General features: G+C 65.6%; 9 protein-coding genes and 1 pseudogene. 7 read left to right on the top strand and 3 right to left on the bottom strand.

The window, feature by feature from the left end; all coding sequences use genetic code 11:
• From AC2VOG_RS19900 to AC2VOG_RS19890, 3 genes are all read left to right on the top strand, one after another.
• Positions 1-1,598: helicase-associated domain-containing protein (locus AC2VOG_RS19900; RefSeq protein WP_486941547.1), on the top strand; the 1,598-nt coding region annotated here is incomplete at its 5' end.
• A gap of 40 nt (positions 1,599-1,638) precedes the next feature.
• Complete coding sequence (locus AC2VOG_RS19895) at positions 1,639-3,288, top strand: DNA repair helicase XPB (protein WP_486941546.1); 1,650 nt, start codon at positions 1,639-1,641, stop codon at positions 3,286-3,288.
• Between the two features lie 124 nt (positions 3,289-3,412).
• Positions 3,413-3,706 (top strand): putative quinol monooxygenase, encoded by a 294-nt coding sequence (locus tag AC2VOG_RS19890; RefSeq protein ID WP_486941545.1) that lies wholly within the window; start codon positions 3,413-3,415, stop codon positions 3,704-3,706.
• On the opposite strand, the gene AC2VOG_RS19885 is transcribed toward AC2VOG_RS19890, so the two are convergent.
• A complete protein-coding gene (locus AC2VOG_RS19885; protein WP_486941544.1) occupies positions 3,703-4,692 on the bottom strand; it encodes an LLM class F420-dependent oxidoreductase in 990 nt (329 codons plus the stop codon). The genes AC2VOG_RS19890 and AC2VOG_RS19885 overlap by 4 nt on opposite strands.
• Before the next feature lie 147 nt (positions 4,693-4,839).
• Here AC2VOG_RS19885 and AC2VOG_RS19880 point away from each other — a divergent pair, with 147 nt between their 5' ends.
• The 3 genes from AC2VOG_RS19880 to AC2VOG_RS19870 all read left to right on the top strand — a co-directional run bounded on the left by AC2VOG_RS19880 (position 4,840) and on the right by AC2VOG_RS19870 (position 6,749).
• Positions 4,840-5,700: an LLM class F420-dependent oxidoreductase gene (locus AC2VOG_RS19880; RefSeq protein ID WP_486941543.1), complete on the top strand. Its 861-nt coding sequence runs from the start codon at positions 4,840-4,842 to the stop codon at positions 5,698-5,700.
• A 95-nt stretch (positions 5,701-5,795) separates the two neighbouring features.
• Positions 5,796-6,128 (top strand): hypothetical protein, encoded by a 333-nt coding sequence (locus tag AC2VOG_RS19875; protein WP_486941542.1) that lies wholly within the window; start codon positions 5,796-5,798, stop codon positions 6,126-6,128.
• A gap of 33 nt (positions 6,129-6,161) precedes the next feature.
• The gene (locus AC2VOG_RS19870; protein ID WP_486941541.1) at positions 6,162-6,749 is read left to right on the top strand and encodes a class I SAM-dependent methyltransferase; all 588 of its coding nucleotides are present in this window, start codon (positions 6,162-6,164) and stop codon (positions 6,747-6,749) included.
• A gap of 36 nt (positions 6,750-6,785) precedes the next feature.
• On the opposite strand, the gene AC2VOG_RS19865 is transcribed toward AC2VOG_RS19870, so the two are convergent.
• Both AC2VOG_RS19865 and AC2VOG_RS19860 read right to left on the bottom strand, forming a co-directional pair.
• Positions 6,786-8,930: a 3-hydroxyacyl-CoA dehydrogenase NAD-binding domain-containing protein gene (locus AC2VOG_RS19865; RefSeq protein WP_486941540.1), complete on the bottom strand. Its 2,145-nt coding sequence runs from the start codon at positions 8,928-8,930 to the stop codon at positions 6,786-6,788.
• Between the two features lie 2 nt (positions 8,931-8,932).
• Positions 8,933-10,144 carry an acetyl-CoA C-acetyltransferase gene (locus tag AC2VOG_RS19860; protein WP_486941539.1) on the bottom strand — a complete coding sequence of 404 codons (1,212 nt, stop codon included), beginning with the start codon at positions 10,142-10,144 and terminating at the stop codon, positions 8,933-8,935.
• A gap of 332 nt (positions 10,145-10,476) precedes the next feature.
• On the opposite strand from AC2VOG_RS19860, the pseudogene AC2VOG_RS19855 reads away from it, so the two are divergent.
• Positions 10,477-10,674 (top strand): annotated as a pseudogene (locus tag AC2VOG_RS19855) (hypothetical protein); the annotation flags it as partial.

Genomic DNA, 10,674 nt, shown 5'->3' with positions numbered 1-10,674 from the left:
AACCCGGGCCGGTGCGGCTGACGGCCCCCGATCCGGTCGTGTCCACGACCACACCGGCCGACGTGGACGCCACAGCAGCCGGCGCGATCATCGACCTACTTCGCGAACTCGATGTACTGATCGAATCGCTCAGCGTCGCACCGCTTTCCGAGCTTCGCAGCGGCGGTCTGGGGGTGCGGGAGATGCGTCGACTGGCCAAGATCACCGGCGTCGACGAGGCCCGACTGGGGTTGATCCTGGAGTTGGCGGCCGCCGCGGGGCTGATCGCCAGCGGTCTTCCCGATCCGCAACCCAGCGTCGGCGATCCGCCCTACTGGGCGCCAACGGTGGCCGCCGACCGTTTCACTGAGGCTCCCATCGCCGAACGTTGGCATCTACTGACGGCCACCTGGCTCGATTTGGCGGCTCGTCCGGCGTTGATCGGCAGCCGCGGACCAGACGCCAAACCATATGCGGCGCTGTCGGATTCGCTGTACTCGACAGCTGCTCCGCTGGATCGCCGGCTACTGCTGAGCATGCTGGCCGAATTGCCGCCGGGCGCCGGCGTCGACAAGGACACCGCGTCGGCGGCGTTGATCTGGCGTCGCCCACGCTGGTCCAAGCGGCTGCAGCCCGCGCCGGTGGCCGCCCTTCTGGAGGAAGCCCAGCAGCTCGGCCTGGTCGGCCGCGGGGCACTCAGCTCGCCGGGCCGTGCCCTGTCAGACGGCAATGACGACGCCGCCACGATCGCCGCGATGGCGCGCACGCTGCCCAAGCCGATCCATCATTTTCTGGTACAGGCCGACCTGACCGTCGTGGTGCCCGGCCCGCTGGAGCGCCATCTGGCCGAGGAACTGTCGGCGGTTGCCGTCGTCGAGTCCGCCGGCACCGCAATGGTGTACCGGGTCAGCGAACTCTCAATCCGGCATGCGCTTGACATCGGCAAGACGGCTGACGAATTACACAGCCTGTTCCATAAACATTCCAAAACCCCCGTGCCGCAAGGGCTAACATATCTGATCGACGATGTCGCACGTCGGCACGGTCAGCTGCGCATCGGCATGGCCACATCGTTCGTGAGATGCGAAGACCCGACGTTGCTTGCCCAGGCAGCGGCCGCCGCCGAACATGTGGGACTCCGGGTGCTGGCACCGACCGTGGCGATCTCGCCGGCGCCCATCAACGAAGTACTCACCGCGCTGCAGGGCGCCGGGTTCGCCCCCGCAGCCGAGGACTCGACAGGTGCCATCGTCGACATCCGGGCACGCAGTGCGCGGGTTCCCGCGCCGCAACGCTACCGCTCGCACCGGCCGACGCCGCAGCTCAGTAGCGAAACGCTGAGCGCAGTGGTCGCGGTGCTGCGGAAAGTGACCACCGCCCCGTTCGACAGCGTGCGGATCGATCCGGCGGTGGCCATGTCACTGCTGCAAAAAGCGGCCCGCGAGAGGGACACGGTGCTGATCAAGTACGTCGACGCCGCAGGGGTGTTCACCCAGCGCGTGGTGTCACCGATCGCGGTTCGAGGCGGGCAGCTGCTCGCGTTCGATTCGGCGTCCAGCAGCGCCCGTGACTTCGCGATTCACCGGATCACGTCGGTGATGACCGTCGACGAAGATTAACTGTCGGCGCCCATGTCGGCAGCATCGGGATAATGGACTTATGACCGACGGACCCCTGATCGTGCAGTCCGACAAGACAGTGCTACTGGAAGTCGACCACGAGCTCGCCGGCGCGGCGCGCGCGGCCATCGCGCCGTTCGCAGAACTCGAACGCGCACCCGAACACGTACACACCTATCGGATCACCCCGCTGGCCCTGTGGAATGCCCGTGCGGCCGGCCATGACGCCGAGCAGGTCGTCGATGCTCTGGTCAGCTTTTCCCGGTACGCGGTGCCGCAGCCGTTGCTGGTCGACATCGTCGACACGATGGCCCGCTATGGCCGACTGCAGTTGTTGAAGAGCCCGGTGCACGGCTTGACCCTGGTGAGTTTCGACCGGGCTGTCCTGGAAGAGGTGTTGCGCCACAAGAAGATCGCTCCCATGCTCGGTGCGCGTATCGACGACGACACCGTGGTCGTGCACCCCAGCGAACGGGGCAGGGTCAAGCAGATGCTGCTCAAGATCGGCTGGCCGGCCGAGGATCTGGCCGGCTACGTCGACGGCGAGGCACATGCCATCGACTTGCGGCAGGACGGCTGGGAGCTTCGCGACTACCAGGAAATGGCAGCCGAATCCTTCTGGGCCGGCGGGTCAGGCGTCGTCGTCTTGCCGTGCGGTGCGGGCAAGACACTCGTGGGCGCCGCAGCGATGGCCAAGGCCAGGGCCACCACGCTGATTCTGGTCACCAACACCGTCGCGGGCCGGCAGTGGAAGCGCGAGCTCATCGCCCGTACCTCGTTGACCGAGGAGGAGATCGGCGAATACTCCGGCGAACGCAAGGAGATCCGGCCGGTCACCATCGCGACGTATCAGGTGATCACCCGGCGCACCAAAGGCGAATACCGCCACCTGGAATTGTTCGACAGCCGCGACTGGGGACTGATCATCTACGACGAGGTGCACCTGCTGCCGGCGCCGGTGTTCCGGATGACCGCCGATCTGCAGTCCCGGCGGCGACTCGGGCTGACCGCGACGCTGATCCGCGAGGACGGCCGCGAGGGCGACGTGTTCTCGCTGATCGGGCCGAAACGGTATGACGCCCCATGGAAGGACATCGAGGCGCAGGGCTGGATCGCACCGGCGGAATGTGTCGAGGTCCGTGTCACGATGACCGACAACGAGCGGATGATCTACGCGACCGCGGAGCCTGAAGAGCGCTACAAGCTCTGTTCGACCGCGCATTCGAAAATCGCTGTGGTCAAGTCAATTCTCGCCAAGCATCCCGGCGAGCCCACCCTGGTGATCGGCGCCTATCTGGATCAGCTCGAAGAGCTGGGCGAAGTGCTGGACGCCCCGGTGATCCAGGGGTCGACCAAAAACGCCGAGCGCGAGCAGTTGTTCGACGCCTTCCGCCGTGGCGAGGTGACCACCCTGGTGGTGTCGAAAGTCGCCAATTTCTCCATCGACCTACCCGAAGCTTCAGTGGCGGTTCAGGTTTCGGGAACATTCGGCTCGCGGCAAGAAGAAGCGCAGCGACTCGGCCGGCTGCTGCGGCCCAAGGCCGACGGCGGCGGCGCGATCTTCTACTCCGTGGTCGCCCGTGACAGCCTGGACGCCGACTACGCCGCGCACCGACAGCGCTTTCTCGCCGAGCAGGGCTACGGCTATATCATCCGCGACGCCGACGATCTGCTGGGGCCGGCGATCTGACCAGGCACCTGCGGCTGGCCCGTCGGCGCCCATACCCGTGGCCGGGGATCGGAAGCCTTGACCGTAGGTTCAACGGGGTGCTCGCGAGCCGGCGGCACCACATGACGACCACGAGGAGATGACGATGACTGTCACGGTGACACTTGAGCTCCGCTTCAAGCCCGACGAGGTCGCTGCGGGGCGTGAACTGATGGGCCGCACGCTCGACGTAACCCGGGCGTTCGACGGCAACGTGCGCACCGATGTGCTCGTCGACGAGGATGACGAAGCACACTGGCTGATCTATGAGATCTGGGAGACGGTCGAGGCGGACGAGGCCTACCGCGCGTTTCGCGCCGGCGAGGGCAAGGTGACGCAGCTGCCGCCCCTTCTGGCGGCACCCCCGGTGAAGACCCGCTACCTCGACAGCGACATCTAGCTCAGCGCCGGAATCACTTCGCGTTCAAAGAGTTCGATGCCGGAGCGGTCGTAGGCGGCTTCGGGGAAGTAGCAGATCACATACTCGCAGCCGAGGTCGCGCAGGTTTTGCAGCCGCTCGACGACCTGCTCCGGGGTGCCTGTGGCCGAATCGGGTCCGCTGGTGTTACCGATCATCGAGTCGGCGGCCGACTCGGGCACATAGCCCACCAGCCGGTCGCGCACACGCCGCACGCGGTCTTGGACGCCGTGCTCGTCGGTGTCGAGGATTGCGTTGACGTTGACCGACCGGACGATGGCGTCGAAATCGGTGCCCAGGTCACGGCAATGGCCGGCGAGCACTTCGGACTTATGGGCGAAGCCGTCCGGCTCGCCGGTGAAGTTGGTGTACTGCGCGTACTTTGCGGCGATACGCAGGGTCTTACGCTCGCCACCACCGGCGATCCACAGCGGAATCCCGTTGTCCTGCAACGGCCTGGGCTCGACGATCGCGCCGTCCACTTGATAGTGCTTGCCCTCGAACGTCACTGCGCCGTCCCGCCAGGCGTCACGCATGATCTGCACGCCTTCGTCGAGACGCCCGAGTCGCTCGCCGGCGGACGGAAAGCCGTACCCGTAGGCGCGCCATTCGTGCTCGTACCAGCCACCGCCGATGCCCATCTGCACACGCCCACCGGAGATGATGTCGGTCGTAGCAGCGACTTTGGCGAGGTAGGCCGGGTTACGGTAGCTCATCGCCGTGCACATCTGGCCGAGCTTGATCCGCGACGTGGTGGCCGCGTAGGCCGCCATCAGCGACCACGCCTCGTGAGTTGCCTCGCCAGTTGGCATCGGCACCGTGTGGAAGTGGTCGTACACCCACACCGAGTCCCAGTCGCTGCCGTCGGCGTAGGCGGCCAGATCGCGCATCACCGCCCAGTGCTCGGCGGGGTCGATGCCGACGAGATCCAGTCGCCAACCCTGCGGGATGAAAAATCCGAAGCGCATGACCGCGACTTTAGCGCGACGACGATGCGGCCCGGAACGGGCCGAGGAGGAGTCGGGCAATGCGATCTAGCGCGACGACGATGCGGCCCGGAACGGGCCGAGGAGGAGTCGGGCAATGCGATCTAGCGCGGGCCGTAGGCTAGCCGAATGGACCTCACCGGTATCGGGATCTGGAGCAGCCAGCTTCGCTACGGAAATCTTGCCGAATCTGCCGATGCGGCCGCGGAATTAGATGAGCTCGGCTTCCGCGCCCTGTGGATCCCGGACGTCGGCGGGCAGGTGTTCGACGCGGTTGGCAACTTGATGGCGGCGACCAAGCAGACCACGATCGCCACTGGGATCTTGAACCTGTGGATGCACACGCCCGCTGACGTCGCCGCGAACTTCGCCACGCTGACAGCCGACCACGGTGACCGTTTACTGCTCGGCATCGGGGTCAGCCATGCGCCGCTGATCGACGCCGGCAACCCCGGCCGATACCGCAAACCGCTGGCCGCGACCGCGTCGTTCCTGGATGAGTTGGACGCGACACCGCAGCCGGTTCCCGTGCAGCGGCGGGTGCTGGCCGCACTCGGCCCGAAGATGCTGCAGCTGTCCGCGCGCCGCAGCGCCGGAGCGCACCCCTACCTGGTCACCCCCGAACACACCGCGACGGCGCGCGGCGTACTGGGCGATGGGCCGCTGCTGCTGCCCGAGCAGACGGTGATCCTCACCGACAGCGCCGACGAGGCGCGCAGCATCGGAACCGATTGGTTGCGTTCGTATTTGGGGCTACCGAACTACGCGAACAACCTGCTTCGCTCGGGGTTCTCGGAAGAGGACCTCAGTCAGGTGAGCGACCGGTTGTTCAACGCGATCATCGCGTGGGGCGACGAGAACGCGATCCTGCGCCGGGTCTCCGAGCATCGGTCCGCGGGCGCCGACCACGTCTGCATCCAAGTGCTGCTGAGCGACCCGCAGGCCTACCCGCGCGAACAGTGGCGCCGCATCGCCGCAGCGCTGACGTAGCCAGTCACACCCGTCACTTGCCGGGTCGGCACCCCATGTGCCCACCTCACAGCGACAATCGTGAATGTGTCGCACCAGCGTGCAACAGTTTGGCGATGAAGCTGCTCCGCGGTACCGATCTTCGGTACGTGCTGACTTTCCACCTGGCGAACCAGGGTCCGGCGACTGTTGCCGAGTTGCTCGAAGGCCTTCGCCACCATGGCTTTTGTGTGCGGGGTCGGCCTTCCAAAGCCGTCTCCGACGCCTTGCGATGGGAGATCGACCACGGTCGCGTGCATCGACTCGGGCGCGGCCAATACGGCCCGGGCTACATTCCGCGGTCCACCGATCACCGGATCCATCAGCGCGTGCTGGCGCTGCGGTCGGCCGTTGTCGCTGAGAGCCGGGCACAAAGTGCCCTGCTCCCCAAGACTTACGCAAGTGGCTGATGTGGCTGAGCCGCACCGGCTTACATTGGATCCATGGCTTCCAAACACACGTTGTTCCGGATCTTGTACCGCCTCGGGTTCACGCCGTGGGACGGTCATCCGATCGCCGACAATCTCCAGGCTCTGGTCGAAGAACTGCCGGCCGGCAAAGCCCTTGATCTGGGCTGTGGCACCGGAGATTCATCCATTTACCTGGCGCGACATGGCTGGACGGTCATCGGCGTCGACTACGTGCCGGCCGCTCTCGAGAAGGCTCGGGTAAAGGCCTCAGCCACCAAGGCAACAGTCGACTTCGTCAAAGCTGACGTCACCAAACTCAGCCGGGAAAGTATCGGCTCGGACTTCACCCTCATCGTCGACAACGGCTGCCTGCACAACATGAGCGACGGCGATCGCGACGCCTACGTTCGCGAAGTCAGCGCCGTGGCCGCACCGGACGCGCGGCTGTTGATCGTCGCGTTTCTGCCCCGCGGGCGCTTCGGCGTCCGAGGCGTCCGACCTGAGGAGATGGAACGACGATTCGCCTCTGGATGGACGCTGCTGTCCACCGGAGCCGAGCGACAACTCGACGAAGCGCAAACGCCGGCACACTACTACCTCTACCAACGCCAAAGCCCCTGAAACTGTTGAGCTCCAGGGGCTTTGGCGTCTGGTGACTTAGGTCAGCGAGGCCGGCGGCAGGAAGCGGTCGCCGTAGCGGGCGGCCAGCTCGCGAGCCCGCGCGACGAAGGCCTCCTTGCCGATACCGTGCGCACCGGAGTAGCCGACGATGAACTGCGCCGACCCACCGGTGTAGGGCGGAAAGCCGATGCCCATGATCGAGCCGATGTTCGCGTCAGCGGTCGAGGTGAGAACGCCTTCGTCGAGGCACTTCTGGGTTTCCAGCGCCTCGGCGAACAGCATCCGGTCGACCATGTCCTGCAGCGCCAGGTCAGCAGAACCGGATTTGAACGTTTCACGCAGGCCCGGCCACAGCCGGGTGCGCTTGCCGTCGACGTATTCGTAGAAGCCGGCGCCCTTCAACCGCGACGGGCGCTCGAGCTCGATCATCTTCTCGACGACCGCCTCGGCCGGGTGCGGCTCGTACGTGCCGCCGGCATCCTCGATGCCCTTGCGGCTCGCAACGGCGATCTTGTGCATCAGCTCCAGGTTGAGCTCGTCGGAGAGCTGAAGCGGCGGCGCCGGGTAACCGGCCTGCGAACCGGCGTGCTCGATGCTGGCCGGTTCCACACCCTCGCCCAGCATCGCCAGCGCCTCGTTGACGAAGGTGCCGATGACGCGGCTGGTGAAGAAGCCGCGGCTGTCGTTGACCACGATCGGGGTCTTGCCGATGGCCAGCGTGTAATCGAACACCCGGGCCAGCGCCTCATCAGAAGTCTTCTCGCCCTTGATGATTTCGACCAGCGGCATCTTGTCGACCGGGGAGAAGAAGTGGATTCCGATGAAGTCCTCCTGGCGCTTCACCCCGGTCGCCAGACCGGTGATCGGCAGCGTCGAGGTATTCGACCCGAGCAGCGCGTTGGGCTCGACGATGTCCTCGATCTCCTGGAACACCTTGTGCTTCAGATCTTGGTTCTCGAAGACGGCCTCGACGACGAAGTCGACGCCTTTCAACGCCTCGGGGTCGGCGGCCGGAGTGATACGGTCCAGCAGCGCCTTGCTCTTCTCTTCGGTGGTCTTCCCACGCTGAAGCGCTTTGGCCTCAAGCTTTTCCGAGTACGCCTTGCCCTTCTGCGCGGCCTCGATGTTGACGTCCTTGAGCACCACCTCGTAGCCGGCTTTGGCTGAGACGTAGGCGATGCCGGCGCCCATCATGCCCGCGCCCAGCACGCCGATCTTGCGGATCTCCTGCTTGGCGATGCCGTCGGGCCGCGACCCGCCGCCGTTGATGTGGGCCAGGTCGAAGAAGAACGCCTGGATCATGTTCTTGGCGGTCTGGCCGGTGACGAGCTGGGTGAAGTAGCGGCTCTCGATGCGACTGGCGGTGTCGAAGTCCACCTGCGCGCCCTCTACGGCCGCGTCCAGGATGGCCCGCGGCGCCGGCATCGGCGCGCCCTTGAGCTGCTTGCGCAGCAGCGCCGGGAACGACGGCAGGACGCCGGCCAGCGCGGGACTGGACGGGGTGCCGCCGGGCATCTTGTAGCCCTTGGCGTCCCACGGCTGGGTGTGCGACTCGGGGTTGGCTTTGATCCACGCTTTGGCCGCGGGCACCAGTTCGTCCACCGAGCCGACGATTTCGTCGACCAGGCCGATCTCCTTGGCCTTGCCGGCTTTGAACCGGGTGCCCTGGGACAGGATGTTCATGAACGCGTTCTGGATGCCGAACATCCGCACGGTGCGGGTCACCCCACCGCCGCCGGGCAGCAGGCCCAGCGTCACCTCGGGCAGACCGACAACCAGGCCCTTGACGTCGGCAGCGATCCGGCGGTGACACGCCAGGGCGATCTCCAGGCCACCACCGAGCGCGGCGCCGTTGATGGCGGCCACCACCGGCTTGCCGAGGGTCTCCAGCGCACGCAGGTCACGCTTGATCGACTCGACCATGTCGAACGCCTCACCGGCGTTCTCCGGGCCGAGCTTGATCATGCCCTTGAGGTCCCCGCCGGCGAAAAAGGTCTTCTTCGCACTGGCGATCACCACGCCGGTGATCGAATCTTTCTCGGCGACAAGCTTTTGCACCGCGTTGTGCATTGACTCGCTGTAGTGCTCGTTCATCACGTTGGCCGACCCGGTGGGGTCGTCAAGGGTCAACGTGACGATGCCGTCGGCGTCCTTGTCCCAGTGAATCGTGTTCTCTGCCATGGTCAGACCCTCTCGATGATGGTGGCGACACCCATGCCGCCGCCGATGCACAGCGTGATGAGCGCGCGACGGGCGTTGCGGCGCTCCAACTCGTCGACCATGGTGCCGGTGATCATCGCGCCGGTGGCACCCAGCGGGTGTCCCATCGCGATGGCGCCGCCGTTGACGTTGAGCTTCTCGTCTGGGATGTGTAGATCCTTCTGGAACTTCAGCACGACCGAGGCGAAGGCCTCGTTGAGCTCGAACAGGTCGATGTCGTCGACCGTCAGGCCGGCACGGTCGAGCACCTTGCGGGTGGCCGGGGTCGGGCCGGTGAGCATGATGACCGGGTCGGCACCGCTGGTGGCAGTGGCCACGATGCGCGCCCGCGGGGTGAGACCCTGCGACGTGCCCGCCTTTTCGCTACCGACCAGCACCAGCGCGGCGCCGTCGACGATGCCCGAGCTGTTGCCGCCGGTGTGGACGTGGTTGATCTTCTCGACGAAGTGGTACTTCTGCAGCGCCACGTCGTCGAAGCCGCCCATCTCGCCGATGCCGTCGAACGCGGTCTTCAGCTTGCCCAGGCCTTCCAGGTCACTGTCGGGTCGCATGTGCTCGTCGTGGTCGAGAATCGTCAGGCCGTTCTGGTCGCGAACCGGCACAACGGATTTCGCGAAGTACCCGCCGGACCATGCCGCGGCCGCCTTCTCCTGCGAGCGCAGCGCGTAGCGGTCGACATCCTCGCGGGAGAACCCTTCCATGGTGGCGATCAGGTCAGCGCCGATGCCCTGCGGCACGAAGCCGATCCGGTAGTTGGTTTCCGGGTCAAGCGCCCAGGCGCCGCCGTCGGAGCCCATCGGAACCCGGCTCATCGACTCCACACCGCCAGCCAGGACCAAGTCGTCCCAGCCGGAGCGCACTTTTTGCGCGGCGATATTGACGGCTTCCAGGCCTGATGCACAGAACCGATTGAGCTGCACACCACCGGTGGTCTCGGGAAGGCCCGCGGCAAGCACCGCGGTACGGGCGATGTCACCACCCTGGTCGCCGACCGGCGACACCACGCCCAGGATCATGTCGCTGATCAGGGTCTCGTCGAGGTCGGGGAAGCGCCGGCGCAATTCGTCGACCAGACCGACGACCAGGTTCAGCGGCTTGACCTCGTTGAGCGAGCCTTTGCGCTGCTTGCCGCGCGGCGTGCGGATGGCCTCGTAGATGAAGGCTTCATCGGACATGACTATTCCTCTTGACGATGTGTGGGTTGGGGTCCGTCTGTAGCGACGCTAGACCTTTGTCGACCACCCTAACAAAGTGCCCGGCCAACCTGTTGGTTGGGCGACCGCGGAGCCGCGGAGAGAGGACGTCGGTCGAGGTGCCTTCTTTATTCTGCTGGCCGAGGCGATGTTCACAGTCAGACCCCAGGATGCCAACAGGTAATTAGTAGGGTAAGAACAACTGTCTCGGAGTAAGACCATAACTATGGCGAAGCATCGGCGAACGTACGACGACGTCGCAGGTCATTGTGCGCTGTTCGGCGACAGACAACCGCCCGGCCACCGATGAATTGATGGCTGATACGGGGGTCGATGCCGGTGGAATCGTGAAGATACTTGACGTACTTGGGAGCCGCGCGGCGCTGTCGTACCGCCTGTTTATCGCCATCGTGGTGCTCACCGGCTCTGCAATCCTGCTGGCCGGCGCGGCAGTGGCAGACCCAAGCCAGGACGATCGTTTTCTGGCGCTACTCGACGAAGAGGGCATCCCT

This window comes from Mycobacterium sp. TH-M11, from assembly GCF_057473725.1.
The sequence above is the reverse complement of the archived record's forward strand: the minus strand, read 5'-3'. Positions and strand labels throughout refer to the sequence as shown.